Origin of the sequence: Streptomyces sp. NPDC012827 (genome assembly GCF_042900905.1) — a bacterium.
Lineage (GTDB): Bacteria > Actinomycetota > Actinomycetes > Streptomycetales > Streptomycetaceae > Streptomyces > Streptomyces gulbargensis.
In genome coordinates this window covers 207,645-233,814 of record NZ_JBIBBY010000005.1, presented here as the reverse complement: position 1 = coordinate 233,814, position 26,170 = coordinate 207,645, and the positions used below count along the sequence as shown (strand labels likewise).

Here is a 26,170-nt window from a genome sequence, read left to right as displayed (position 1 = left end):
AGGCACCCTCGATGTCGGTCCCGCAGCCCACCGCGCAGGAGCGCGGTGAGCACATCCTCGCCGTCTTCGACACCGCCTTCGGCGACCTGCTCGCCGCCGACCCGGCGGCCTTCCGCGTCAAGTTCCGGAAGATGGCCGGCTCCGCCTTCGCCTTCTACCGGGGCACGGCCTGCCTCTTCTACGCCGACCTGGAGGACGAGGCGCGCGGTGGCCCGTACCTGGACGAGCGGACCGGCCGGGTCTGGATCCACGGTGATCTCCACGCCGAGAACTTCGGCACCTACATGGACGCCAACGGCCGGCTGGTCTTCAACGTCAACGACTTCGACGAGGCCTACGTGGGTCCCTTCACCTGGGACCTGAAGCGGCTGGCCGCCTCCCTGGCGCTCCTCGGCTACGCCAAGGCCCTCTCCGACGGGCAGATCACCCACCTGGTGCGGATCTTCGCCGCCGCCTACCGGGAGCGGATCCACGCCCTCGCCACCGGGGCCCGGCACGACGAGCTGCCGCCGTTCACCCTGGACACGGCCGAGGGCGCGCTGCTCGGCGCGCTGCGCGAGGCCCGGGCCATGACCCGGTTCGGGCTGCTGGAGTCCATGACGGAGATCCGCGAGTACGAGCGCAGGTTCGCGCCCGGCGGCGGCTCGATCGAGCTGGACGCGGCGACCCGCTACAAGGTCCTGGCGGCCTTCGACGGCTATCTGGAGACCCTGCCCGAGGCCTCGCTGGTCCGGCCCGACTCCTACCGGGTGAAGGACGTCGTCGGGCGGCGCGGGATCGGCATCGGTTCGGCCGGCCTGCCCTCGTACAACATCCTTCTGGAGGGGCACAGCGACGCCCTGGAGAACGACGTCGTGATCTATCTGAAGCAGGCCCAGACCCCGGCGGTCTCGCGGCACGTGAAGGACGCGGCGGTACGGGACTACTTCCTGCACGAGGGGCACCGGACCGTGATCTCGCAGCGGGCGCTGCAGGCGCACGCCGACCCCTGGCTGGGCTGGACCGAGATCGAGGACGGGCGCCGGCGCACCGGGCAGCTGGTCGCGGAGGTCTCCCCCTACGCGGTGGACCTGGACTGGTCCGACATCGACGACCCGCAGGACATCGCGGCCACGGTGGCGGACCTCGGCCGGGCGACGGCGGCGATGCACGCGGCGGCGGACGACTCCAGCGGGCACTCGCTCGTGCCGTTCTCCACCGAGCGCGCGATCGACGCGGCCATCGCCGCCGATGAGGAGGGCTTCCCGGAACTCCTGGTGGACTTCGCCCACGGCTACGGGGCGAGGGCGAGGGCCGACCACCAGATCTTCGTCGACCTCTTCCGCAACGGCCGGATACCGGGGCTGTAGGACGGCGGACGGCCGTTCACAGCTTCCGTTGAGGGACGCCTTACGGAGCGGCATGGCACACTCCACGACGATGGACATGGCAGGGACGCAGCTGAGGGCGCTGCGGGCGGCGTTCTTCACGGCACTGGCCGTGACGCTGTCCGTGGCGTCGCACGTGCTGCTCTCGGGCGTGCCGCTGCCGCTGGGGACGGTGGTCCCGGTCGCGGGCGGCGTCTTCGCCGTGGCGTACGCGCTGGCCGGCCGGGAGCGCGGCTTCGGCCCGATCGCCGGGCTGCTGGTCCCGCTGGAGCTGGCCGCGGACACCCTCTTCACCAGCGGGCAGACCGTCTGTTACGGGCCCGCCGGCGGCCCGGTCGCCGGTTCGCTGCGCTCGGTGGGCGTGGAGGTCTTCTGCGGCGGGGCCGTCGGGGCGCCGCTGCCCGGCGTGGCGGCGCCCGGGAGCGCGGCGGCCGCGGGTCTGCTGACCTCGCCGAGCCCCGCGCTGCCCTGGCTGCTGCTCGCCGCGCACGTGGGCGTGGGCCTCACCGCCGCCTGGTGGCTGCGCGGTGGGGAGCGGGCGCTGGTCCGGCTGCTCGGCGCGGTGGCGGCCCGCGCGTTCCGGCCGCTGCTGCTGGTGGCGGCCTTCTTCCGTACGGGCGGGCGGGCTCCGCTGAGCGCCGGGCGGCCCGCGGGTCCGGCCCGGTTCTCCCGCACCCGGCTTCTCGTGCACTCGGTGGGGCGGCGGGGGCCGCCGCTGCCGGGCCTCGCCCTCGTCTGAGCGAGCCCCGCGGCTTCCCCGTCCCCTTTTCCTCACCGTCCCACGGAGATCACGATCATGAGTGCACGCAACAGCCACGCCAACAAGGCGGCCGCCCGCGAGCGGCTGCGCGTCGAGCGCGAGCGCCAGGCCAAGAAGGAGCGGACCCGCCGGCAGGTGATCGTCGGCGTCTCGGCCGTGGCCGTCCTGGCCGTCGCCGGCGGCATCGGCTACGCCGTGGTGCAGGCGAACAAGCCCTCCCGGTGGGAGGCGGCGGCGAAGGCCACGACCGTGACCGCCCCGAAGAACACCACGGGCACCGACGGCACGACCGTCGTCATCGGCAAGGCCTCGGCGAAGAAGACCCTGGAGCTGTACGAGGACTCGCGCTGCCCCGTCTGCGCGACCTTCGAGCAGGCGGTGGGCCCGACGGTCGAGAAGGACGTCGAGGCCGGCAAGTACAAGATCAAGTACGTGGGCGCCACCTTCATCGACGACGTGACCCGGGGCGAGGGCTCGAAGAACGCCCTGTCCGCCCTCGGCGCGGCGCTGAACGTGAGCCCCGAGGCCTTCCTGTCGTACAAGGCCGCGCTCTACTCGGCCCAGTTCCACCCGGAGGAGAACCAGGACAAGTTCGCCAAGGACTCCTACCTCCTGGAGGTCGCGGACTCCGTCCCGGCGCTCAAGAACAACGCGGCGTTCGAGAAGGACGTGGAGGACGGCACCTTCGACGCCTGGGCGATGAAGATGTCGAAGGCCTTCGACGCCAGCGGGGTGAAGGGCACCCCCACCCTGAAGATGGACGGCAAGCCGGTCACGGTGGCCGGTTCGGACAACCCGCCGATGACGCCGGAGCAGTTCAGGACGGCTGTCGACGCGGCCCTGAAGGGCTGACGCGTCCCTTCCGGACCTCCGCGCGCCCTGCGCGTGCTCCGGCCCGCCGGGCGGCGGGCCGGGGCACGGCGCCCGGCGGGCCGGCCGCCGGGGTCACGGGCACGGGCGCCCGGCGGGCCGGAGCCGGTCAGGGCGCCGGGGCGAAGGAGAGCATCCGGGGCTCGCGCCGGGCGTCGTCGCCGTCCAGGTTCGCGGGGGTGAGGACGAGCCGGTCGCCCGCGTAGGCCCGCTCCCCCACGACGCCCATGCCGAACTCGTACGGCGCGGTGGCCGCCGGCAGCTTCAGGACGTCCTTGATCGTGTCCACGCCGCCCGGCCCGATCCGGAAGATCCGCCCCGGCCTGCCGCTGGTGCCGAGCTCGTGGACGAACCCGATCCTGCCCGGCACGGCCCGGAGCGGGAAGTAGCCGTACGAGGTCGTGTCCGACTTCACCCCCCATACCAGCTTCCCGGTCGCGAGGTCGTAGGCGCCCACGCGGTCGGTCCCGCCGAGGACCACGAGGCCCGGGCCGACGACGGCCTGCGCGCAGGCCTGGGCGTCACCGCTGGTGTCGACGGAGTCCCCGCAGTGGGTGAAGCCCTGGGGACGGGGGTCGATGGTCCGCAGGGCCTTGCCACCGGGGCCGAGGGGGACGATCCGCCAGTCGCGCGCGCCGTCCTCCTTGGCCGGTGTGGTGATCACCACCGGATCCTCGGAGAGGACCTGGCCGATCACCCGCTCGGGCGCGGTCCGGTACCGCCACCGGACCTTGCCGGTCTCCGGGTCGAGCTCGCGCAGACCGCCATACGCCTTCGTTCCGGCGGTGATCGCGCAGTCGTCGAGCACCAGCAGCCGGATGCCGCCCGCGACCCGGCCCGGACGGCACTTCCCCGGCTGTTCCATGGGGATGTCGTAGAGCTTGCGCCCGTCGTCCACCCGGTACGCGGCCGCCGTCATGCCCTGGACGACGGCCAGGGTGCCGCCGGTGACGGCGGTGTCCACCATGATCGTGTCGTCCGTCCCCCCGGTCTCGACGAGCCTCTTCCGCCAGCCCGCCGTCCCCTTGTTCAGGTCGATCATCTGGAGCCGGTTGCACCGGGTGCCGGTCCAGGCCTCGACGTTCTGCAGGACGATGACGACCTTGCCGTCGGGGGTGGGGTTGACGGGGGTCTCGCAGACGGGGGTCGGCAGGGCGACGCTCCACAGTTCCGCCCCGTCGCTCAGGCGGTGGGCGACGACCTTCTTGTAGACGGCCTGGACGGCGGTGTTCCCGACGATCCACAGGTCCTCGGTCCGGATCTGCCGGCGGGGCAGGTCGGTCCGGTCGTCGACGATCCAGGCGCTCGCCTCTCCGGCCAGACGCCGCCGCGCGATCTCGTCGTTGCCAGGGACGGGGGTCCGCCGGGGAGTGGGCCGCGCCGTCGCCGGCCCGGTCGCCGCCGCGGCGGGGGGCCGGCCCGACGGGGTGGCCGTGGGCGCGGTGGCCGACGGGTCCTGCCCGCCGCCCGCGCCGAGGACGTATCCGCCGACGCCGGTGAGCAGGGCGAGGGCGAGGAGGCCGGCGAGGAGCGGGCCGCGCCGGCGTCTCCGGTACGGCTCCGGGGACGGCGGACCGAACCCAGGGGGTGCGTACGGGTTGTCGGGCGCCGGCCGGGGCGGTGGCCGGTCCTCGTACCAGGGTTGCGACATGGTTCTCCCCCTCCTGTCGCCGGACACTTCCGAGTCAGGTTCTAGAAAGTCGTTCTGATTCGGACTCAGGTTAGCGGGTCGGGCGAGGACCTCGCCGGGGCCCCCGCGTCCGCGCGGCGAAGGCTCGGCGAACTTTCCGGAATTCGCCTGACCACCCGTCAAACCGGTCAGTAATCTGAGCGCCCGTGACCAGTCGTTTCATATCTCCCGCCCCCAGCCGCCGCACGGTCGTCAAGGCCGCCGCGGTCGGCGCCGTCGCCGCCCCCGTCCTCGCGGGCGCGGCCACTCCGGCCCTCGCGGCCACCGGGGCGACCGCCTTCCTCCACGGGGTCGCCTCCGGTGACCCGCTGCCCGACGGCGTCCTGCTCTGGACGCGCGTCACCCCCGCCCCGGAGGCCGTGCCCGGCTCCGGTCTCGGGCCCGACGTCCGGGTCGAATGGGAGCTGGCCGAGGACCGCTCCTTCACCCGGGTCGTCGCCGCCGGCGCCACCACCGCGACCGCCGCCTCCGACCACACGGTCAAGACGGACGTACGGGGCCTGCGCCCGGCCACCGCCTACTGGTTCCGTTTCCGGGTGGGCGACACCCTCTCCCCGGCCGGCCGCACCCGCACCGCCCCCGCCCTCGACGCCGCGGCGCCGGGCGTGCGCTTCGGCGTGGTCTCCTGTGCCAACTGGGAGGCCGGCCACTTCGCCGCGTACCGCCACCTCGCCGCCCGCCCCGACCTGGACGCGATCCTCCACCTGGGCGACTACCTGTACGAGTACGGCAGCGGCGTCTACCCGAAGGCGGCGTACGGGGTCCGGGCGCACGAGCCGCGACACGAGATCGTCTCGCTGGCCGACTACCGCCTCCGCCACGCCACGTACAAGACGGACCCGGACCTCCAGGCGCTGCACGCGGCGCATCCCTTCGTGGCCATCTGGGACGACCACGAATTCGCCAACGACGCCTGGACCGGCGGGGCCGAGAACCACACGCCGGGCGCGGAGGGCGACTGGGCGTCCCGGGTGGCCGCCGCCAAGCAGGCGTACTTCGAGTGGATGCCGGTCCGCACCTCCACGGAGGGCACGGTCTTCCGGCGGCTGCGCTTCGGCAGGCTGGCCGATCTGCACCTGCTCGACCTGCGGTCCTTCCGGTCCGCGCAGGCGAGTACGGGCTCCGGCTCGGTCGACGACCCGGAGCGGACGCTCACCGGGCGGGCCCAGCTGGACTGGCTGAAGGCCGGACTCGCCGGCTCGGACGCGGCCTGGCAGCTGGTCGGCACCTCGGTGATGATCTCGCCGGTCGCCTTCGGCGCGCTCCCGGCGCACCTCCTGGAGCCGATCGCCGAGCTGATGGGCCTGCCGAAGGAGGGGCTCGCGGTCAACGTCGACCAGTGGGACGGCTACACCGACGACCGCAGGGAGCTGCTGTCCCACCTCACCTCGCGGGCGATCCGGAACACCGTCTTCCTGACCGGTGACATTCACATGGCCTGGGCGAACGACGTGCCGGTGAAGGCGGCGACCTACCCCTTCTCGGCGTCGGCGGCCACCGAGTTCGTGGTCACCTCGGTCACCTCGGACAACCTGGACGACCTGCTGCACGTGGCGCCCGGGACGGCTTCGGTGGTGGCCGCGGGTGCCGTCCGGGCCGCCAACCGGCACGTGAAGTGGGTGGACATGGACCATCACGGCTACGGAGTGCTGGACGTGACCGCCGAGCGCGCGCAGATGGACTACTACACGGTCTCCGACAAGCGGGATCCGGCCGCGACCACCTCGTGGGAGCGCTCCTATCGGACGCTCAGCGGAACGCAGCGGGTCGAGCGGGTGTACCAGCCGGTGCGTTGAGGTGAAGACCTGACCGACTGACGGTCCTTCAGGGTCGATTTTCGGCCATGATCGATCGTGTTAACAGAAGATCACATCGTCACGGCGGGTGGCGTGTTTCGGCAGATCGAATCCGGACACACCACCCGCCTTCATGCCTCCGGGTGTTACGTCCACGTCTCAAACTCCGGAACGGGCGCAATTTTTTCTTCCCGATGCCCCTAATTGCGCGATGAATGATTGGGCTTGAACGATCCTGCTGGCGGCCTGACATGAACCCGTAATCTCCCCGCCGTGGCGAGGAAGTACCTCTCCACCACCCCCCGCGAGGAGTCACCGTGCGTGCTCTTGTCCGTATAAAGCCGCGTATGTCACGTCGTATGCTCGGCACCGCCGTCCTGGCCGGAACCCTGGCCCTGGCCCCCTTCTCGGCCCCGTCGACGGCCACCGCCAAGTCGACGGATCTGGCCGCCGGCACCTCGGCCGAGGAGTGTGTGGACACCCACGAGGACCACGGCCACGAGGCCTTCTCCGGCGCCCGCAAGTCGCGCGGGGCCTCCACCCAGGCCATCGAGCCCAACGAGGTCAGCGCCGCCAAGGCCAAGGCCATGGACGCGGATCTGGCCAAGCGGCTGGAAGCCGCCCGTGCCAACGGCCGGGCCACCGCGACGGCCGGTGCCACCGCGGTCACCATCCCCGTCTACTTCCACGTCGTCCACAGCGGCACCACGGGCAAACTGAGCGCCACCGACATCAGCAACCAGATGAACGTGCTCAACTCCGCCTTCGGCGGCCAGGGCACCGGGAACGTGAACACCAACTTCCAGTTCTCGCTGGCCGGCACCACCTACACGGACAACGCCACCTGGTACAACCTCTCCTCCGGCTCCACCGCCGAGAAGCAGATGAAGCAGACCCTCCGCCAGGGCGGTGCCAACGCGCTGAACATCTACACCGCCAACCTCAGCGGCGGCCTGCTCGGCTGGGCGACCTTCCCGTCCTCCTACCAGTCCAACCCCTCGATGGACGGCGTCGTCCTCCTGGACAAGTCCCTGCCCGGCGGCTCGGCCGCCAACTACAACCAGGGCGACACCGCCACCCACGAGGTCGGCCACTGGATGGGCCTCTACCACACCTTCCAGGGCGGCTGCACGGGCAACGGCGACTACGTCGCCGACACCCCGGCCGAGAAGAGCGCTGCCTACGAGTGCCCGACCGGCCGTGACACCTGCGCCTCCAAGGCCGGTGTGGACCCGATCCACAACTTCATGGACTACACGTACGACGCCTGCATGTACCAGTTCACCGCGGGCCAGGTGACCCGCATGAACGACCACTGGGTCGCGTACCGCGCCTGACACCCCGTCGCCACGGCGAAGGCCCCCGGGAATCCCGGGGGCCTTCGCCCGTGTCAGCCGTCCAGCCCTTCGAGGAAGGAGAGCGCGACCGCCCAGGTCCGCCCGGCCGCGTCGGCGTCCCAGTCGGGCAGCTCCGGGTCGGTGTAGAGGTGGCCGGCGCCCCGGTAGCGGTAGATCTCGACGTCCGCCCCGGCCCGGCGCATCTGGAGGTACCAGGCGGAGAGCCAGTCGTCCGTCTCGAACGGGTCCGGCTCGGCCACGTGCAGCTGGACGGGCAGCTCGTCCACGGCCACGTTCGGCGCGAGGTCCGAGGTGCCGTGGAGGAGCAGCAGCCCGCGCGCCTTCTCGTCACCGAGGGCCAGGGTCTGCGCCACCGAGGCGCCGAAGGAGAAGCCCGCGTAGACGAGGCCGCGCTCGGAGTAGGGGGCGGCGGCCAGGATCGCGCGCTTCAGGAGCTCGTCCTTGCCGATCTCGTCCCGCTTCGCCATGCCCTCCTCCACCGACTCGCTCGTCCAGCCGTCGAAGAGGTCCGGCACCCACACCCGGTGCCCGGCGGCCCGCAGCCGGTCGGCCGCGGCCTCGACGGCCGGGCGCAGCCCGTGGACCGAGTGGAAAAGCATGATGTCCATACGCGCCATCCTGCCACCCGCGTCCCGGATCCCCCGCCGGACGGCCCGGGAGCGGGGACTGCGCCACGGGGGAGCACGGTGGCCGGATCCGTACGACGGCAGGACGGCGCGGACCCGGTTGGAGCGGTGGCCGGATCCGTACGCCGGAGAGTGCCCGCCCGGGCGGCCTGCCCGCCGCCTCAGTGCATGCTGCGCACGTCCAGCTGCCGCAGCACCCGGTCCACCACCTCGGGGTCGACCCCCGGTTCGCTGCGGGCGGCGAGCACCTCGTGCCGGGCCGCCGACATCAGCTCCCGCTGGATCCGGTGGACCGCCTTCAGCCGCGCCGCGCGCTCGGCGTACGCGGCCCGCCGCTCCTCGTCCACCATGTCGGGGCTGATGCGCGCCCCGATGTCGAAGGCCCCGCGGTGGAGCCGCTCCCGCACCTCGTCCGGCAGGTTCTCGACCTCCTCGATCTCCTTGAGCCGCCGCTTGGCGGCCCCGGCCGCGCGGACGGCCAGGGCGCGTTCCATCGCCCGGTCGGCGTCCGCGTCGGCCCGCACCCCGAGCCGGCGGACCAGCCAGGGCAGGGTGAGCCCCTGGAAGACCAGGGTGGCGATGATCACGCAGAAGGCGATGAAGACGATCTCGTCCCGGCCGGGGAAGGGCGCCCCGTCCTCCGTGCGGAGGGGAATGGCGAGGGCGAGGGCGACGGAGGCCACCCCGCGCATCCCGGCCCACCACATGACGACGGTCTCCCGCCAGCTCACCGGGATCTCCTCGTCCACGTCCCGGCGGGTGTGCAGCCGCTTCGCCAGCCAGGTGGCGGGCAGCAGCCAGAGCAGCCGCACCCCGACCACCACGGCCACGACGGCGGCGCCCCAGCCGAGCATCCGGGGTCCGCGCCCCTCGGCCACCCCGAAGACGTGGATGAGTTCGAGGCCGATGAGCCCGAAGGCGATGCCGGTGACGAGGGTGTCGACGACCTGCCAGAAGGTCTGGCCCGCGAGCCGCCCCATGACGTCGTCCGCGTCGACCGCGTGCTCCGCGAGGAAGAGGGCGGTGACGAGGACCGCGAGGACCCCGGAGCCGTGCAGCTCCTCGGCGAGGACGTAGCCCACGAAGGGGACGAGGAGCGTCAGACCGGTCTGGAGCGTGGGGTCGCCGAGGACGCCGATCAGCTTGTTGGAGAGCCAGCCGAGGCCGAGGCCCACGGCGACCGCGACCACACCGGAGAGCACCAGCTCACCGACCGCCTCCGGCCAGGAGAAGTGGCCGGTGACCACGGCGGTGATCGCCACGTGGTAGAGCACGATCGCGGTGACGTCGTTGAAGAGGCCCTCGCCCTCCAGGATCGACACCAGCCGGCGCGGCAGGCCGAGCGACCCGGCGACGGCGGTGGCCGCGACCGGGTCGGGCGGGGCGACGAGCGCCCCGAGCGCGAGGGCGGCGGCGAGCGGGAGACCGGGGACCAGCGCGTCGGCGACGGCGCCCACGACGGCCGTGGTGACGAAGACGAGGGCCACCGCGAGGAGGAAGATCGGCCGCCTGTTGGCGGCGAACTGACGCCAGGAGGTGCGCTGGACGGAGGCGTAGAGCAGCGGTGGCAGGACCAGCGGGAGGATGTACTGCGGCGGGATCTCGACGTTCGGGACGAAGGGCAGCAGGGCCAGCACGATCCCGACGAGGGTCATCAGGACCGGTGCGGGCAGTCCGAGCCGCTCACCGAGGGGCACGGTGAGGACGGCTCCGAGCAGCAGCAGGAAGAGAAGGGCCAGTTGATCCACGGACCCACCTTGTCACGAACGTCCGTTTTCTCCGCCAAGCCCCCGGGCGCGGGAGCGGCGGGGGCCGACGCTCGCGCGGATCAGGCCCGCAGGGCCTTGCGCATGGCGCGGTGCGGCATCCCGGCGTCCGGGAACTCGGGGCCGTACGCCGCGTACCCGAGCCGCTCGTAGAAACCGAGCGCCCGGGTCTGCGCGTGCAGGTCCACGGCGGCGAGACCGCGCTCGCGCGCCGCCTCCTCGATGGCCGCGACCAGTGCCGCGCCGACGCCGAGGCCACGGGCGGCCCGGGTGACCGCGAGCCGGCCCAGGGAGCCGACCGAGGCGTCCGCGCCGGTCTTCGCCAGCGCGTCCGCGCCGTGCAGCAGACGCCCGGTGCCCAGCGGTACGCCGTCCGCGCGGACCGCGAGGACGTGCACCGCGGTCTCGTCGTACGTGTCGTACTCCAGCTCCGGCGGGACGCCCTGCTCCTCGACGAAGACCTCGCGGCGGACCGCGAAGCAGGCCGCGCGGTCCTCCTCCCCGACGGCCTGCCGGACGGTGAGGCCGCCGGTCACCGGCTCTCCGCCTCGATGCGGTCCAGGGCGGTCCTGAGGTCGGCCGGGTAGGTGCTCTCGAACTCGACCCACTTCCCGTCGCCCGGGTGCTCGAAGCCGAGGCGGACGGCGTGCAGCCACTGCCGGGTGAGGCCGAGCCGCTTGGCCATCGTCGGATCGGCGCCGTAGGTGAGGTCGCCGACGCACGGGTGGCGGTGGGCCGACATGTGCACCCGGATCTGGTGGGTGCGGCCCGTCTCCAGCTTGATGTCGAGCAGCGAGGCCGCCCGGTACGCCTCGATGAGGTCGTAGTGGGTGACGGAGGGCTTGCCGTCGGCGGTGACCGCCCACTTGTAGTCGTGGTTCGGGTGGCGTCCGATCGGGGCGTCGATGGTGCCGCTCATCGGGTCCGGGTGCCCCTGGACCAGCGCGTGGTAACGCTTGTCGACCGTGCGCTCCTTGAACTGGCGCTTGAGCGAGGTGTACGCGTACTCCGACTTGGCGACCACCATGAGGCCCGACGTACCGACGTCGAGGCGGTGCACGATGCCCTGGCGCTCGGCGGCGCCGGAGGTGGAGATGCGGTAGCCGGCGGCGGCGAGACCGCCGATGACGGTGGTGCCGGTCCAGCCGGGGCTGGGGTGCGCGGCCACGCCGATCGGCTTGGTGATCACCACGATGTCGTCGTCGTCGTGGACGATCTCCATGCCCTCGACGGGCTCCGCGACGATCTGCACGGGCGCGGGCGCGCCCGGCATCTCGACCTCGAGCCACGCGCCGCCGCTGACCCGCTCGGACTTGCCGACGACGGCGCCGTCGACCTGGACCTTGCCTGCGGCGGCCAGCTCGGCCGCCTTCGTACGGGAGAACCCGAACATGCGGGCGATGGCGGCGTCGACGCGCTCGCCCTCCAGGCCATCGGGAACGGGCAGGGTGCGGATCTCGGGACTCGTACTCACCCGTCGAGTATGCCTTGTGCCGGGAGTGCTCAGTCCTTGTGGACGGTGCCGTCGGGGTCCAGGCCGCGGAAGGACAGCAGGACGATCAGGATGCCGCCGCACACGATCGCGGAGTCCGCGAGGTTGAAGACGGCGAAGTGCGCCGGGGCGATGAAGTCCACGACCGCGCCCTCGAAGACGCCCGGGGAGCGGAAGATCCGGTCGGTGAGGTTGCCGAGCGCACCGCCGAGGAGCAGGCCGAGGGCGATGGCCCAGGGCAGGCTGTAGAGCTTGCGGGCCAGCCGGATGATCACCACGATCACCACGGCGGCGATGCAGGTGAAGATGATCGTGAAGGCCTCGCCCATGCCGAAGGCGGCGCCCGGGTTCCGGATCGCCTCGAAGCGCAGCAGGTCACCGATCACCTTGATCGGCTCGCGGCCCTCCAGCTTCTCCACGACGACGATCTTGCTGCCGAGGTCGAGGAGGTAGGCCACGACGGCCACCAGGAACAAGGCGAGGATCCGGCGCTTGCCCTTCGGCCGCTCCTCGGGAACGGCCGACTCGTCGGCCCCTGCTGAATCCGGCGTACCGATGACGCTCTCCGCCTCTGCCACTGAGTGAGTCCCTCGAACCTCGATGCCTGACCGTGCACCGAGGGTACGGCACGGGCCCGCGCCACCGGCAGCCCGGACCGCGCCGCACGCGGGGGCCGGGCCCGCCGGCGCCGGAGCTGTCCGGAACGCCCCGGCGGGCCCGCGACTCCCGCAGGGTCCGCCCGGGAGGTGCCCGCAGGCGCGCGCTCCTGTGGCCCCTGGGGCTCGGCAGGCGCCCCCGGCACTGTCGGGCTCACCCGCGTACGCCCGGTACCGGGGCGGTCCTCCCCCGGCCCCTGCGGGCCCGGGGAGCTCCCGACCACCGAACGCCCCTACTTCCCGGACACCCCTAGCCCCGGCGCTCCTGGCGCTGCTTGTCCTCGACGCACAGGGTGGCCCGGGGGAAGGCCTGCATGCGCGCCTTGCCGATGGGCTTCCCGCAGATCTCGCAGAGGCCGTAGGTGCCGGCGTCCAATCGCTCCAGGGCGTGCTCGGTCTGCTCCAGCATCTCGCGGGCGTTGGCCGCGAGGGCCAGCTCGTGCTCCCGGGTGATGTTCTTGGTGCCGGTGTCGGCCTGGTCGTCGCCGGCGCCGTCGCCGGAGTCCCGCATGAGGCCGGTGAGCTCCTGCTGCGAGTGCGCGAGCTCGGTGCGCAGGCGCGTCACCTCCGCCTGGAGCACACCGCGGGCCTCCGCGACCTCCTCCGGCGTCCAGGGATCCTCGCCGGGGCGTACCGCGAGCTCCCCGGCGCGGGCCGGGGGCACCGCCGCCTCGTCCTCGACGGTCGTGACGCCACCCGCGGTCTTCTTCGCTGCCACCGTCCTGGCTCCTGTCTGCTGCTTCGCGGCGCCCGCCGTCCTGGCGGGCGCCTTCCTCGCCTCGGCCTTCCTGGCCGTGGTCCTCTTCACCGGGGCGGCCGGGGCCCCGGGGGCCTCCGGCGTCTCCGGGGGTGCGGCGGTCCCGGCGCCGGCCGGGTCCGGGGTGTCCGGGCCGCCCGGTCCTTCCGGAGCGTCGGGGGGTACGGCGGGAGCGGCCGGCTCGCGGGCCGCCGGGGCCCTCTTCGCGGCCTTCTTCCGCGCGGGGGCCCTCGGGGCGGTCGTACCTCCCGAGTCCCCGGAAGGCGCCTTCTTCGCCGGGGCCTTCTTCGCCGGAGTCCTCCCGGCGGCAGGCGGCGCCGTCTCGGCGGCCTTCTTCGGATCCGTCCGCTTCGCGGCGGCCTTGCGCACCGCCGTCCCCTCCGTGGCCTTCTCCGCCGCGGTCCTCCCGGTCACCGTCCGTTTCCTCGCCGGCTCGGCCGTGGTCCCGTCCACCGCGGACGTCCCGGCCGTCCTCCTGCGCGCGGGGGCCGCCGTGGCCGTCCTCTTCCCGACCGCCGACTTCTTCCCGGCCACGTCCTTGCCGTCCACGCCCGCGCCGGCGGAACCGGCGGCGCCCCGGGCTTCCGCCGGGGCCTGTGAGGCCGTCGGGGACTTCTTCGCGGCGGTCTTCTTCGCCACCATGTCGCGGCCCCTTCACATTTTGTGATCTTGCTCGCGAATCGTGCTGGGACGATAAATCGGCCCACGGTCCGCGGCAACGGGGCACGCCGCCGTTCCCGCCCGCCCCCGTACCCCACGGGACGGGCCTGCCTCCGTTGTGCCCCGCTCACCGCCCGGTAATCCGCCCGCCCCCCTCCCCCACATGGCCGTATCCGAAGTCCGGGGCGCCCCGTGTGGCCATTCGGGTCACCGGGGAGCGGCGAAAAGGACGTGCGGTGGCCCCCGTCGCGCCCCGTACACTGGGGCGTAGCGAGAGGCTTGGATGGGGACGAGTAGCGTCGTACGCAGCCATGAGCGACCCGGGGACGGTGAGAGCCCGGGGGCGAGCCCGATGTGAAGCATCACCCCGGAGCTGCCGGAAGAAAGCCGCGGGTCACCGCGGTGACTAGACCCGGCGTCGCGACCCCAATGAGGGGGCTCAGGGTGTCCGCGCCCGGGGCCAAGGAGGGTGGTACCGCGGGAGCAGTGCTCTCGTCCCTCCGACGGAAGAGAACCGTCCGTCCGGAGGAGAGTCCGCCGCATGACACCGCCGCAGTACCGTCAGGTGCCCGCCCAGGTCGACCTGCCCGCGCTCGAGCACGCCGTGCTCGACTTCTGGCAGGAGAACAAGGTCTTCGAGAAGACCCTGGAGCAGTCCGCAGGCCGCCCCGAGTGGGTGTTCTACGAGGGCCCGCCCACCGCCAACGGCATGCCCGGCGCCCACCACATCGAGGCCCGCGTCTTCAAGGACGTCTTCCCCCGCTTCCGGACCATGCGCGGCTACCACGTGGCCCGCAAGGCCGGCTGGGACTGCCACGGCCTGCCGGTCGAGCTCGCCGTCGAGAAGGAGCTCGGCTTCTCCGGCAAGAAGGACATCGAGGCTTACGGCATCGCCGAGTTCAACGCCAAGTGCCGCGAGTCCGTGACCCGCCACACCGACGCCTTCGCCGAGCTGACGACCCGCATGGGCTACTGGGTCGACCTGGACGACGCCTACCGGACGATGGACCCCTCGTACATCGAGTCGGTCTGGTGGTCGCTGAAGCAGATCTTCGACAAGGGCCTGCTGGTGCAGGACCACCGCGTCGCCCCCTGGTGCCCCCGCTGCGGCACCGGCCTGTCGGACCACGAGCTGGCCCAGGGCTACGAGACGGTCGTCGACCCCTCCGTCTTCGTGCGTTTCCCGCTGACCTCCGGCCCGCTGGCCGGCAAGGCGGCCCTCCTCGTCTGGACGACGACCCCGTGGACCCTGGTGTCCAACACGGCGGTCGCCGCCCACCCCGAGGTCACCTACGTGGTCGCCACCGACGGCGACGAGCGGCTCGTCGTCGCCGAGCCGCTCCTGGAGAAGGCGCTCGGCGAGGGCTGGGTGACCACCGGCGAGTCCTTCACCGGTAAGGACATGGAGCGCTGGACCTACCAGCGGCCCTTCGAGCTGGTGGAGTTCCCGGCCGAGGCCCACTTCGTCGTCAACGCCGACTACGTGACCACCGAGGACGGCACCGGTCTCGTCCACCAGTCCCCCGCCTTCGGTGAGGACGACCTCAAGGTCTGCAAGGCGTACGGTCTGCCGATGGTGAACCCGGTCCGCCAGGACGGCACCTTCGAGGAGGACCTGCCGCTGGTCGGCGGTGTCTTCTTCAAGAAGGCCGACGAGGCGCTCACCGCCGACCTGGACGCCCGCGGCCTCCTCTTCCGCCACGTGCCGTACGAGCACAGCTACCCGCACTGCTGGCGCTGCCACACGGCCCTGCTCTACTACGCGCAGCCGTCCTGGTACATCCGGACGACCGCGGTGAAGGACCGCCTGCTCCAGGAGAACGAGCGGACCAACTGGTTCCCCGAGTCGGTCAAGCACGGCCGCTTCGGCGACTGGCTGAACAACAACATCGACTGGGCGCTCTCCCGGAACCGCTACTGGGGCACCCCGCTGCCGATCTGGCGCTGCGAGGAGGGCCACCTCACCTGCGTGGGTTCGCGCGCCGAGCTGACCGAGCTGACCGGCGCCGACCAGTCCGGGCTCGACCCGCACCGGCCGTTCATCGACGACGTGACCTTCGGCTGCCCTGCCGACGGCTGCGCGCTGGAGGCCGTCCGGGTGCCGGAGGTCATCGACGCCTGGTACGACTCGGGCTCGATGCCGTTCGCCCAGTACGGCTACCCGTACCGCAACAAGGAACTGTTCGAGAGCCGGTACCCGGCGCAGTTCATCTCCGAGGCCATCGACCAGACCCGCGGCTGGTTCTACACCCTGATGGCCGTCGGCACCCTGGTCTTCGACAAGTCCTCGTACGAGAACGTCGTCTGCCTCGGCCACATCCTCGCCGAGGACGGCCGGAAGATGTCCAAGCACCTGGGCAACATCCTCCAGCCGATCCCGCTCATGGACCAGCACGGCGCCGACGCGGTCCGCTGGTTCATGGCGGCCGGCGGTTCCCCGTGGGCGGCCCGCCGGGTCGGCCACGGCACGATCCAGGAGGTCGTCCGCAAGACCCTCCTGACGTACTGGAACACGGTCGCCTTCCAGGCCCTCTACGCCCGTACGTCCGGCTGGGCCCCGTCGGCCGCCGACCCGGCCCCGGCCGAGCGCCCGGTCCTCGACCGCTGGCTGCTCGGCGAGCTGAACACGCTCGTCGCCGAGGCCACCGAGGCCATGGAGTCGTACGACACGCAGCGGACCGGCAAGCTCCTGTCGGCCTTCGTCGACGACCTGTCCAACTGGTACGTGCGCCGCTCGCGGCGCCGGTTCTGGCAGGGCGACGCGTCGGCGCTGCGCACCCTGCACGAGGTCCTGGAGACCGTCACCCGCCTGATGGCCCCGCTGACCCCGTTCATCACCGAGCGGGTCTGGCAGGACCTCGTCGTGCCCGTCACCCCGGACGCCCCCGAGTCGGTCCACCTGGCGAGCTGGCCGGAGGCCGACGCGGCGCTGACCGACCCGGCCCTGTCCGAGCAGATGGCCCTGGTCCGCCGGCTGGTCGAGCTGGGCCGCGCCACGCGCGCCGAGTCCGGCGTGAAGACCCGTCAGCCGCTGTCGCGGGCGCTGGTCGCCGCCTCGGGCTTCGCCGCGCTCTCGCCCGAGCTGCGGGCCCAGATCACGGAGGAGCTGAACGTCTCCTCCCTGGCGTCCCTCTCCGAGGTCGGCGGCAGCCTCGTCGACACCACCGCCAAGGCGAACTTCCGGGCCCTCGGCAAGCGCTTCGGCAAGGGCGTCCAGGACGTGGCGAAGGCGGTGGCCGCGGCCGACGCGGCGGCACTGTCGCTGGCGCTGCGCTCCGGTGAGGCCTCGCTGGAGGTGAACGGCGAGCAGGTGACCCTCTCCCCCGAGGAGGTCATCATCACCGAGACACCGCGCGAGGGCTGGTCGGTCGCGTCCGACGCGGGCGCGACGGTCGCCCTGGACCTGGAGATCACCCCGGAGCTGCGGAAGGCCGGCCTAGCGCGGGACGCGATCCGGCTGATCCAGGAGGCGCGCAAGAACAGCGGCCTGGACGTGGCGGACCGGATCGCGCTGCGGTGGACGTCGGCTTCGGAGGAGACGGTGGAGGCGCTGTCCGCGCACGCCGGGCTGATCGCGGAGGAGGTGCTGGCGACGGAGTACGGGCAGGGTGAGCCCGACGACTCCTTCGGCCCGGCCTTCACGGACGAGCCCCTCGCCCTCACCTTCCACCTCCGCAAGTCCTGACCCACGACCCTCCCGAAGGGCCCGGCTTCCCCGAAGCCGGGCCCTTCCCCGTACTCCCCTCGCGGGGCCGCGGCCCGGCGAGGAGCCCCGCGTACGCCGAAGGGCCGGCTCCCGGGTGGGGAGCCGGCCCTTGGGGCTGCCGACCGGTGCGCGCCTCAGCGCGCGCGGGGCCGCCGCGTCAGTTGTCGTCCTCGTCGATGAGGAACCCGCGCATCGGCGCCGGCGCCTGCTGCATCGGCTGCGGAGCCTGCGGCCGGACCGGAGCCATCGGCTGGGTCATCGCGGGCGACATCTGCTGCTGACCGCCGTAGGACGGGGCGCCGCCCATGGAGGGCGCACCGCCCATCCCGCCGTTGCCACCGTAGGACGGCGCGCTCGCGCCGGCGGAGGCCATGGACGGGGACGGCGGCAGGGAAGCCGTCGCCGGGGTCCGCGGCGGAGCCAGCGAGTCGTCGGCCTGGGTCTCCAGCTGACGCAGCTGGGACTCGAGGTACGACTTCAGGCGCGTACGGTACTCGCGCTCGAAGCCGCGCAGGTCCTCGACCTTGCGCTCCAGCGTGGCGCGGGCGGACTCCAGGGAGCCCATCGCGACGCGGTGCTTCTCCTGCGCGTCCCGCTCAAGAGCGTCCGCCTTGGCGCGGGCGTCCCGCTCCAGGCCCTCGGCGCGCGAGCGCGCCTCGCCGACGATCTTGTTGGCCTCGGAGCGGGCCTCGGCGATCGCCTGGTCGGCGGTCTGCTGGGCCAGCGAGAGGACACGCGCGGCGCTGTCGCCACCCGGGCCCTGGGCCGGCTGCGGCATCTGCTGCTGCTGCGGGTGGCCCATGGGGCCGCCCTGCATCGGGCCGGGACCCATCGGGCCGCCCTGCATCGGGCCGGGGCCCATGGGCCCGCCCTGCATGGGACCCGCGGGAAGCTGGGGAGCACCGGAAGGCAGCTGCGGCGGGCCCATCTGTGGCGGCTGCTGCTGGACCGGCGGTCCCGATATGGCGGCGGGTACCGGGGCCCCGGGACCGACGGGGCGGTCCTGCTGCTCCGGAGGCTTGCGCATGTTCTGCTGCTGCTGGTTCTGCGCGGCGGCGCGCGTCGCGGCGGCCAGCTTGGCGCGCAGGTCCTCGTTCTCGCGGAGCAGGCGGGTCAGCTCGGCTTCGACCTCGTCGAGGAACGCGTCGACCTCGTCCTCGTCATAGCCTTCTCGAAGGCGGACGGTCGTGAACTGCTTGTTCCGCACGTCCTCGGGAGTCAGCGGCATCTCTTCTTCACCTCTACGTAGTCGTCGGCAGTCGGCAGGACCGTATCGTCCACACTCACCTCGCGAAGCTGCTCACGATGGAGATCAGGATGTAGACGATGATCATCAGAACGAAGAAGGACAGGTCGAGTGCCACGCCCCCGAGACGCAGCGGCGGGATGAACCGCCGCAGAAGCTTGAGCGGTGGATCGGTGACAGTGTAGGTGGCCTCCAGAACGACCACCATCGCCTTTCCGGGTTGCCATGAACGGGCGAACTGGAAGACGTAATCCATGACGAGCCGGACGATCAGGAAGACGAGGAAGCACATCAGCACGATGTAGACCACTTGTAGTGCGACGCCCATCCCGCGTTTCCCTCTCCCCTGGCTCTCGTGCTCTCACTTGTTCCGGCCGCTCGCGGCCGGTCCGTCCGGTTTCGTTCCTCAGCTCTGGTTGAAGAATCCGCCCTCTGCGATCCGGGCCTTGTCCTCCGCCGTGACATCGACGTTAGCAGGCGACAACAGGAACACCTTCTGCGTCACGCGCTCAATGCTGCCATGGAGCCCGAAGACGAGACCGGCGGCAAAGTCGACAAGTCGCTTCGCGTCGGTGTCGTCCATCTCGGTGAGGTTCATGATCACAGGGGTGCCCTCGCGGAAGTGTTCCCCGATGGTACGGGCCTCGTTGTAGGTCCGCGGGTGCAGCGTGGTGATGCGGTAGGGCTCCCGCTCGGACACGACCTTGGGCATGATCACCGGTGCGTTCTTCTCCAGGCTCGGGCGTTCGGGTGTGATGGATGCCACGGGGGCAATTCGGGCCGGACGTCCGCTTTCGGCGAGTACCGGGACGGAATGGGCGACCGGTTCACGCGGGGCGGGCGGCGTCGGCACGCGCACCGGCTCCTCCCGCTCGACCTGGCGCGGGGGGGTGTGACGCCGCTCCCGCTCGGGCTCCGGCTCCAGCTCGGGCTCGAAGTCGTCATCGGGGTCGAAGCCCCGGCCGTCGTACCCATCGTCCTCCACGAGGCCGAGGTAGACCGCCATCTTGCGCATCGCGCCGGCCATTCTCCGATTCCTCCGCTCTGTGGTGGATCGGTCCTCGTCACCAAGTGCCCGCGATCCACGTGGCCATCCCGCCGTTCTGCGGAATGACCATATTTTCTGCTGTGGTCCGACTCGCTTCGCGACGTTACCCGAGCTTCGGGCGGACGCCGAGTACCGCCGTACCGACGCGGACGTGTGTCGCACCGGCGGCGACGGCCTCCTCGAGGTCCGCACTCATCCCTGCTGACACCATGTTCGCAGCCGGGCGGGTCGCGCGCAGGGCAGTCGACAAATCCATCAGCCGGTCGAAGGCGGCGCGTTGCCGTCCGGCGTACTCCCCGGCCAGGGGGGCGACGGTCATCAGGCCGTCGAGCCGCAGGCCGGGAGCCGCGTCCACGGCCGCCGCCAACTCCTCGATCCCGTCCGGGGCGACGCCCCCGCGGTCACCGCGCTCGCCGGACCCGGCGTCGAGGGCGACCTGGACGAGGCAGCCGAGCTCGCGGCCGGCCTTCTCCGCGGCGGCGGAGAGGGAGGAGACGAGCTTCACGCGGTCGACGGATTGCACCACATCGGCATAACCCACCACGGAACGGACCTTGTTGGTCTGCAATTGACCCACGAAGTGCCAGGTCAGGTCGAGATCGGCACAGGCGGCCGCCTTGGGGGCGGCGTCCTGGTCCCGGTTCTCGGCGACGTGCCGCACCCCGAGTCCGTGGAGGATTCTCACGTCGCTCGCCGGGTAGGTCTTGGTGACCACGATGAGGGTCACCTCCTCCCGGGCGCGCCCCGCGGCGGCGCAGGCGGCGGCGATCCTCTCCTCCACCCGCGCCAGGTTCTCGGCCAGTTCCGACGTGCGGTCCGTCATGTCTCTTCTCGGTTCAACCAGACAAATCCCGCGAGTCGCCCCGTGGTGCGGTCGCGGCGGTACGAGTAGTGGTCGCGGGACTCCAGGGTGCAGACCCCGGCGTCCTCGACGTCACGGACCCCGAGCCGGGTGAGCTGGGCCCGTACCCCGGCGGCCACGTCGACGGCCGGAGTGCCCCACGAGGTCTCGGCGTACGCCGCGGGTTCGGCGTCCGCGACCTCGGCGCGCATCGCCTCGGGCACCTCGTAGCAGCGCCCGCAGACGGAGGGCCCGGTGCGGGCGACGATCCGTCCCGGGGCCGCGCCGAGCTCCGTCATCGCCCGCACGGCGGCCGGGACGACCCCGGCGATCATGCCGGGCCGCCCGGCGTGGGCGGCGGAGACGACCCCGGCGACGGGGTCGGCGAGGAGGACGGGGACGCAGTCGGCGGTGAGCACGGCGAGGGCGAGCCCCGGCCGGGTGGTCACCGTCGCGTCGACGGACGGAACGCCGTCCCCCGGCCACGGCCCGTCGGCCACGGCGACCTCCGCGCCGTGGACCTGGTTCATGTAGACCACGTCCACCGGCCGGAGGCCGAGCTCGCCGGCAGCCCGGGCCCGGTTGGCCCGTACGGCCGCGGGGTCGTCCCCCACGGCGCCGCCGAGGTTGAGCTCCTCGTACGGAACGGCGCTCACCCCGCCCCACCGGTCGGTGAAGGCGAAGTGCGCGCCGTTCGTCGCGAAGCGGTGTCCTATCACTTCAGGAAGTCCGGGACATCCAGTTCCTCGGCCTGGCTGTCCGCGTAGGGGCGGGCCGGCGGGACCACCGGCGGGACCGGCGGCAGCGGGGCCTCGTTGACCACGGGGGCGGGCTCGGCCGGCGGGGTGGCCGGCTCCTCGCGCGGGGCGACGGTGCCGAGGCCGCCGAGCGGGCGGGGGGTCTCGGTGGCGCGGGGCGCCGGGGCCGGCTCCTCACGCTTGGCCGAGACCGAGCCGATGATGTTGTCCCGGCGGGCGGGCGGCTGGCCGCCGTCGAAGCCGGCCGCGATGACGGTGACCCGCACCTCGTCGCCGAGGGCGTCGTCGATGACGGCGCCGAAGATGATGTTGGCCTCGGGGTGGGCCGCCTCGCTGACCAGCTGGGCGGCCTCGTTGATCTCGAAGAGACCGAGGTCGCTGCCGCCGGAGATGGAGAGCAGCACGCCGCGGGCGCCGTCGATGGAGGCCTCGAGGAGCGGCGAGGAGATCGCCATCTCGGCGGCGGCCACCGCGCGGTCGTCGCCGCGGGCCGAGCCGATGCCCATGAGCGCGGAACCGGCCTCGGACATGACCGACTTGACGTCGGCGAAGTCGAGGTTGATGAGACCGGGGGTCGTGATGAGGTCGGTGATGCCCTGGACACCGCTCAGCAGCACCTGGTCGGCCGACTTGAAGGCGTCGAGCACGGAGACCTGGCGGTCCGAGATCGAGAGCAGCCGGTCGTTCGGGATGACGATGAGGGTGTCGACCTCTTCGCGGAGCTCGGCGATGCCGTCCTCCGCCTGGTTGGCGCGGCGGCGGCCCTCGAAGGTGAACGGGCGGGTGACCACGCCGATCGTCAGGGCGCCGAGCGAGCGTGCGATGTTGGCGACGACGGGTGCGCCGCCGGTGCCGGTGCCGCCGCCTTCGCCGGCGGTGACGAAGACCATGTCGGCCCCCTTGAGGACCTCCTCGATCTCCTCGCGGTGGTCCTCTGCCGCCTTGCGACCGACGGCCGGGTTGGCCCCGGCCCCGAGGCCGCGGGTGAGTTCGCGGCCGACGTCGAGCTTGACGTCGGCGTCGCTCATCAACAGTGCTTGCGCGTCCGTGTTGATGGCGATGAACTCGACGCCCTTGAGACCGACCTCGATCATTCGGTTGATGGCATTGACACCACCGCCGCCGACACCGATGACCTTGATGACTGCGAGGTAGTTCTGCGGTGCTGCCACGTCGAAGGCCTCTCGCCTCGAGTTACGTGTCGCCGCTTCGCGTTGGTGGGCGCCGCGACGACGGATGCCGATTGGGACGGTCCGAAACGCCGACCCAAACCCTAACGTTCAAGTTTAGGGTTACCAGTGTCTCTGTTCCCTGGACTCTTCCGGACAGGACACTAAGTCGACAAGTGGCGCGCGTTCAACGAACACGCCGAACCTCCCGTTTTTCTTTTCACCCTATGTGATCACCCGTAGCGGTGGCCAACCAGGGTGCTGGCCAGCGGTGATGGCCGTCAACTTCCCGACGCCGCAGGGGCCGTGGGGGCACTTACATCGAAGTGCCCCGCTTTGGGCGCCGCCTTCATCAGAGCGGTCAGCACCCGGGCCTTGGCGACGCCGTGTTCGGAGCTTCCCCAGAGCACGGTGCGGTCGCCGGACAGCTCCAGAGTGACGGAGTCGTACGAGGTCACGCGGACGACACGGGTGTCGCGGGCGATGTGCTCGGGGAGTTCGCCCCGCACCCGGACGGCCTCCCGGAGGAGCCGGTCGGGTCCGAAACGGCGCAGGGCGGGCGAGGAGGCCGGGGCCAGGTCGAGCCGGGGCACGCCGCGGGGCGCGGCGGGTACGGTGGCGTACCGAACGCCGTTCTTGTCGACTTCGGTGAACTTTCCGCCCTTTTCCATCAGGAGAACCGGCTGCCGTTCCGTCACGTTCAGACCGATTCCGTGCGGCCAGGAGCGCACGACCTCGACCGCGTCGATGCGCGGCAATTCCTTCCTGAGCCGCGCCTCGATGGCATCGGTGTCGACGGACAGGAGCGGGGCGCCGACCGGGACGGCGGCGACGGCCTCCACCTGGCGCGGGGTCAGGACCCGGGTGCCGGAAGTCTTCACAGCTTCCACACGGAACCAGCTGGAGCCGTACAGCGCCCAGAGCACCCCGGCGGTGAGCGCCAGGCCGCCGATCGCGATCAGCAGCACCCGGAGGCCGGGGAGGCGGGCACCGCGGCTCCGCTCCCCCGGCCCCGGCGGCCGCTCCGACGCCCTCCTGGGCTTGCCCGTGCCGTTCTTCTCGGCGGTCGTCGGTCCGGCTGCCACCTGGCGCTCTCCTGCCCTCAGTGCGCCGCTACGCCTGCCGGCGGGCGGCGATCGCCTCGTACACCATGCCGACGAGCAGGTCGTCGGCGTCCCGGCGGCCGAACTCGGCCGCGGCGCGGGACATCTCGTACAGCCGGTGCGGGTCGGCCAGCACGGGCAGGACGTTGCCCTGCACCCACTGCGGCGTCAGCTCCGCGTCGTCCACGAGGAGTCCGCCGCCCGCCTTGACCACCGGCTGGGCGTTGAGCCGCTGTTCGCCGTTGCCGATGGGCAGCGGGACGTAGGCGGCGGGCAGCCCGACGGCGGAGAGCTCGGCGACGGTCATCGCGCCCGCGCGGCAGAGCATCATGTCGGCCGCGGCGTACGCGAGGTCCATCCGGTCCACGTACGGTACCGGCACGTACGGCGGCATTCCGGGCATGTTGTCGACACGCGGCAGTTCGTTCTTCGGGCCGACCGCGTGCAGGATCTGGATGCCGGAGCGCTGGAGCACCGGGGCGATCTGCTGGATGACCTCGTTGAGCCGCCGGGCGCCCTGCGAGCCGCCGGAGACCAGCAGGGTGGGCAGGTTGGGGTCGAGGCCGAAGGCGGCGCGCGCCTCGGGCCGCACCCGGGCCCGGTCGAGGGTCGCGATGGTGTGGCGCAGCGGGATGCCGATGTAGCGGGCGTTGCGCAGCTTGCTGTCGGGCGTGGCGACGGCGACCCCGGCCGCGTACCGCGAGCCGATCTTGTTGGCGAGGCCGGGCCGGGCGTTGGCCTCGTGGACCACGATCGGCACACCGAGCCGCTTGGCGGCGAGATAACCGGGCAGCGCCACATAGCCGCCGAAGCCGACCACGCAGTCCGCCTTGGTGCGCTCCAGGATCTGCTCGGCGGCCTTGATGGTGCCGCGGAGCCGTCCCGGGACGGTGATCAGCTCGGGGGTGGGTTTGCGGGGCAGCGGTACGGCGGGGATGAGCGCCAACTCGTAGCCCCGCTCGGGGACGAGCCGGGTCTCCAGACCCTTCTCCGTGCCCAGCGCCGTGATGCCCACGGTGGGGTCCTGCCTGCGCAGGGCGTCCGCGAGGGCGAGCGCGGGCTCGATGTGGCCGGCGGTCCCCCCACCGGCGAGTACGACATGCACCGAAATTCACCGCTCTCCGGACGGGCGCTTCTTGACGCGCCGTCGCATCGACTTCCATCTCACCCCGGCCCGTCTGCCCCAGCCGGGGCGGCGCATGGCCAGGGCCGCTTTCGCGGCGGGTTCCTGTCGCGCGAAGGCGATCAGGAGCCCGACGGCGAACATGGTCGGCAGCAGGGCCGACCCCCCGTACGAGAACAGCGGGAGCGGGACTCCGGCGATCGGCAGCAGACCGAGCACCGCACCGACGTTGATCACGGCCTGGGCCGTGATCCAGGTGGTCACGCCTCCCGCGGCAAACCTCACGAAGGGGTCCTCCGTGCGTCCGGCCACGCGGATACCCGCATAGCCTAGGGCCGCGAAGAGGGCCAGCACCGACAGCGTCCCCGCCAGACCCAGTTCCTCACCGGTGACGGCGAAGATGAAGTCCGTGTGCGCTTCGGGCAGTTGACCCCATTTTTCCACACTCGCACCGAGGCCGGAACCGAACCATCCACCCGAGGCCAGAGCATAGATGCCGTGCGCGGCCTGGAGGCAGGGGGCTCCCTCCCCGCCGGGGTCGGTGGCGCCGATGCAGTCGAAGCGCTTCATCCGGTTCGCGCTCGTCTTGATGAGGAGCACGCCGATCGCGCCGGCCACCGTGAGCACCCCGACGAAGAGGCGGGTGGGCGCGCCGGCCGTCCACAGCAGGCCGAAGAGGATCGCGGTGAGGATGATCGCGGTGCCCATGTCGCCGCCGAGCATGATGAGCCCGAGCAGCAGGAAGGCGCCCGGGACGAGCGGCACCAGCATGTGTTTCCACTGGGTGAGCAGCTTCGTGTCCTGTTTCCGGGCGAGCAGGTCCGCCCCCCACAGGATCAGTCCCAGCTTGCCGAACTCGCTGGGCTGGAGCATGAACGGCCCGCCCAGGGAGATCCAGTTCTGGTTGCCGCCGACGGAGTGCCCTATCCCCGGGATCTGCACCAGCACCATCAGGAAGACGGCGCCGGCCAGGATCGGGTAGGCCAGCGCCCGGTGCAGCTTCACCGGCATCCGGGAGGCGAGCAGGAGCAGCCCGGTGCCGAGCAGCGCGGCGAACAGCTGCTTCCGGAAGAAGTAGGAGGGCGCCAGGTCGAAGGTGAGCGCCTTGATCATCGAGGCGGAGTAGACCATGACGAGGCCGAGCGCGGTGATGAGGAGCCCGGCGCCGATGATCACGTAGTACGCGGTGAGGGGCCGGTCCCAGGCCCGTCGCGCCCGCTCGTACAGCCGCCGCGCACCCCCGCCGCGGACCCGCCGCGGGGGTGCGGGGGCCCGGCCTCCGCCGCGTACGGCGGAAGGCCGGCGCGTCCCGGCGATCTTGCTCGGCATGCTCGCTGTCCCCTCCGGTCGTGCCCGGCCCGGCCGGACCCCGCTGGTC

Annotated in this window: 23 protein-coding genes; 7 read left to right on the top strand and 16 right to left on the bottom strand. The window is 72.2% G+C overall.

Going from position 1 to position 26,170, the window contains the following annotated elements:
• Positions 1-11 precede the first annotated feature (11 nt).
• The 3 genes from ACFY60_RS13375 to ACFY60_RS13365 all read left to right on the top strand — a co-directional run bounded on the left by ACFY60_RS13375 (position 12) and on the right by ACFY60_RS13365 (position 2,979).
• Positions 12-1,349: a DUF2252 domain-containing protein gene (locus ACFY60_RS13375; RefSeq protein WP_388611723.1), complete on the top strand. Its 1,338-nt coding sequence runs from the start codon at positions 12-14 to the stop codon at positions 1,347-1,349.
• A gap of 70 nt (positions 1,350-1,419) precedes the next feature.
• Complete coding sequence (locus tag ACFY60_RS13370; RefSeq protein ID WP_388611721.1) at positions 1,420-2,106, top strand: hypothetical protein; 687 nt, start codon at positions 1,420-1,422, stop codon at positions 2,104-2,106.
• A 57-nt stretch (positions 2,107-2,163) separates the two neighbouring features.
• A complete protein-coding gene (locus ACFY60_RS13365) occupies positions 2,164-2,979 on the top strand; it encodes a DsbA family protein (protein WP_388611333.1) in 816 nt (271 codons plus the stop codon).
• A 127-nt stretch (positions 2,980-3,106) separates the two neighbouring features.
• Here the strand turns inward: ACFY60_RS13365 and ACFY60_RS13360 are convergent, their stop codons facing one another.
• A complete protein-coding gene (locus ACFY60_RS13360; protein ID WP_388611331.1) occupies positions 3,107-4,648 on the bottom strand; it encodes a PQQ-binding-like beta-propeller repeat protein in 1,542 nt (513 codons plus the stop codon).
• A gap of 185 nt (positions 4,649-4,833) precedes the next feature.
• Here ACFY60_RS13360 and ACFY60_RS13355 point away from each other — a divergent pair, with 185 nt between their 5' ends.
• A complete protein-coding gene (locus ACFY60_RS13355; RefSeq protein ID WP_388611329.1) occupies positions 4,834-6,483 on the top strand; it encodes an alkaline phosphatase D family protein in 1,650 nt (549 codons plus the stop codon).
• A gap of 347 nt (positions 6,484-6,830) precedes the next feature.
• On the top strand, positions 6,831-7,820 hold the full coding sequence (locus ACFY60_RS13350) for a zinc metalloprotease (RefSeq protein ID WP_309056383.1): 990 nt from the start codon (positions 6,831-6,833) through the stop codon (positions 7,818-7,820).
• 53 nt (positions 7,821-7,873) lie between these two features.
• Here ACFY60_RS13350 and ACFY60_RS13345 read toward each other — a convergent pair whose 3' ends face one another.
• The 6 genes from ACFY60_RS13345 to ACFY60_RS13320 form a co-directional block, all read right to left on the bottom strand.
• Complete coding sequence (locus ACFY60_RS13345; protein WP_388611328.1) at positions 7,874-8,449, bottom strand: dienelactone hydrolase family protein; 576 nt, start codon at positions 8,447-8,449, stop codon at positions 7,874-7,876.
• 179 nt (positions 8,450-8,628) lie between these two features.
• The gene (locus ACFY60_RS13340; protein ID WP_388611326.1) at positions 8,629-10,215 is read right to left on the bottom strand and encodes a Na+/H+ antiporter; all 1,587 of its coding nucleotides are present in this window, start codon (positions 10,213-10,215) and stop codon (positions 8,629-8,631) included.
• A gap of 80 nt (positions 10,216-10,295) precedes the next feature.
• Positions 10,296-10,769 (bottom strand): GNAT family N-acetyltransferase, encoded by a 474-nt coding sequence (locus ACFY60_RS13335; RefSeq protein WP_388611324.1) that lies wholly within the window; start codon positions 10,767-10,769, stop codon positions 10,296-10,298.
• A complete protein-coding gene (locus ACFY60_RS13330; RefSeq protein ID WP_309052228.1) occupies positions 10,766-11,707 on the bottom strand; it encodes an RluA family pseudouridine synthase in 942 nt (313 codons plus the stop codon). The genes ACFY60_RS13335 and ACFY60_RS13330 overlap by 4 nt, the downstream gene beginning before the upstream one ends.
• 29 nt (positions 11,708-11,736) lie before the next feature.
• Entirely contained in the window at positions 11,737-12,303 is a 567-nt protein-coding gene (lspA, locus tag ACFY60_RS13325) for a signal peptidase II (RefSeq protein WP_309052229.1), read from the bottom strand.
• Between the two features lie 328 nt (positions 12,304-12,631).
• Positions 12,632-13,099, bottom strand: a complete 468-nt coding sequence (locus ACFY60_RS13320; protein ID WP_352058764.1) for a TraR/DksA C4-type zinc finger protein — start codon at positions 13,097-13,099, stop codon at positions 12,632-12,634.
• On the opposite strand from ACFY60_RS13320, the gene ACFY60_RS13315 reads away from it, so the two are divergent.
• Entirely contained in the window at positions 13,068-13,805 is a 738-nt protein-coding gene (locus ACFY60_RS13315; RefSeq protein ID WP_388611321.1) for a hypothetical protein, read from the top strand. The two genes, ACFY60_RS13320 and ACFY60_RS13315, sit on opposite strands and share 32 nt — an antisense overlap.
• A gap of 534 nt (positions 13,806-14,339) precedes the next feature.
• A complete protein-coding gene (ileS, locus tag ACFY60_RS13310) occupies positions 14,340-17,483 on the top strand; it encodes an isoleucine--tRNA ligase (protein WP_388611320.1) in 3,144 nt (1,047 codons plus the stop codon).
• A 178-nt stretch (positions 17,484-17,661) separates the two neighbouring features.
• Here ileS and ACFY60_RS13305 read toward each other — a convergent pair whose 3' ends face one another.
• From ACFY60_RS13305 to ftsW, 9 genes are all read right to left on the bottom strand, one after another.
• Positions 17,662-18,732, bottom strand: coding sequence for a DivIVA domain-containing protein (locus ACFY60_RS13305; RefSeq protein WP_345281090.1), 1,071 nt, complete (start codon positions 18,730-18,732; stop codon positions 17,662-17,664).
• 55 nt (positions 18,733-18,787) lie between these two features.
• Positions 18,788-19,078, bottom strand: coding sequence for a YggT family protein (locus tag ACFY60_RS13300; protein WP_309054120.1), 291 nt, complete (start codon positions 19,076-19,078; stop codon positions 18,788-18,790).
• A gap of 78 nt (positions 19,079-19,156) precedes the next feature.
• The gene (locus tag ACFY60_RS13295) at positions 19,157-19,777 is read right to left on the bottom strand and encodes a cell division protein SepF (protein WP_309054121.1); all 621 of its coding nucleotides are present in this window, start codon (positions 19,775-19,777) and stop codon (positions 19,157-19,159) included.
• A gap of 124 nt (positions 19,778-19,901) precedes the next feature.
• Positions 19,902-20,621 (bottom strand): YggS family pyridoxal phosphate-dependent enzyme, encoded by a 720-nt coding sequence (locus ACFY60_RS13290; RefSeq protein WP_388611318.1) that lies wholly within the window; start codon positions 20,619-20,621, stop codon positions 19,902-19,904.
• Positions 20,618-21,358: a peptidoglycan editing factor PgeF gene (pgeF, locus tag ACFY60_RS13285; RefSeq protein WP_388611316.1), complete on the bottom strand. Its 741-nt coding sequence runs from the start codon at positions 21,356-21,358 to the stop codon at positions 20,618-20,620. The genes ACFY60_RS13290 and pgeF overlap by 4 nt, the downstream gene beginning before the upstream one ends.
• The gene (gene ftsZ / locus ACFY60_RS13280) at positions 21,355-22,569 is read right to left on the bottom strand and encodes a cell division protein FtsZ (RefSeq protein ID WP_309054124.1); all 1,215 of its coding nucleotides are present in this window, start codon (positions 22,567-22,569) and stop codon (positions 21,355-21,357) included. The genes pgeF and ftsZ overlap by 4 nt, the downstream gene beginning before the upstream one ends.
• Positions 22,570-22,847: 278 nt before the next feature.
• Complete coding sequence (locus ACFY60_RS13275) at positions 22,848-23,651, bottom strand: cell division protein FtsQ/DivIB (RefSeq protein ID WP_388611314.1); 804 nt, start codon at positions 23,649-23,651, stop codon at positions 22,848-22,850.
• Positions 23,652-23,679: 28 nt separating this feature from the next.
• The gene (gene murG, locus ACFY60_RS13270) at positions 23,680-24,774 is read right to left on the bottom strand and encodes an undecaprenyldiphospho-muramoylpentapeptide beta-N-acetylglucosaminyltransferase (RefSeq protein WP_388611312.1); all 1,095 of its coding nucleotides are present in this window, start codon (positions 24,772-24,774) and stop codon (positions 23,680-23,682) included.
• A 6-nt stretch (positions 24,775-24,780) separates the two neighbouring features.
• Entirely contained in the window at positions 24,781-26,121 is a 1,341-nt protein-coding gene (gene ftsW / locus ACFY60_RS13265; RefSeq protein ID WP_388611310.1) for a putative lipid II flippase FtsW, read from the bottom strand.
• Positions 26,122-26,170: the final 49 nt, after the last annotated feature.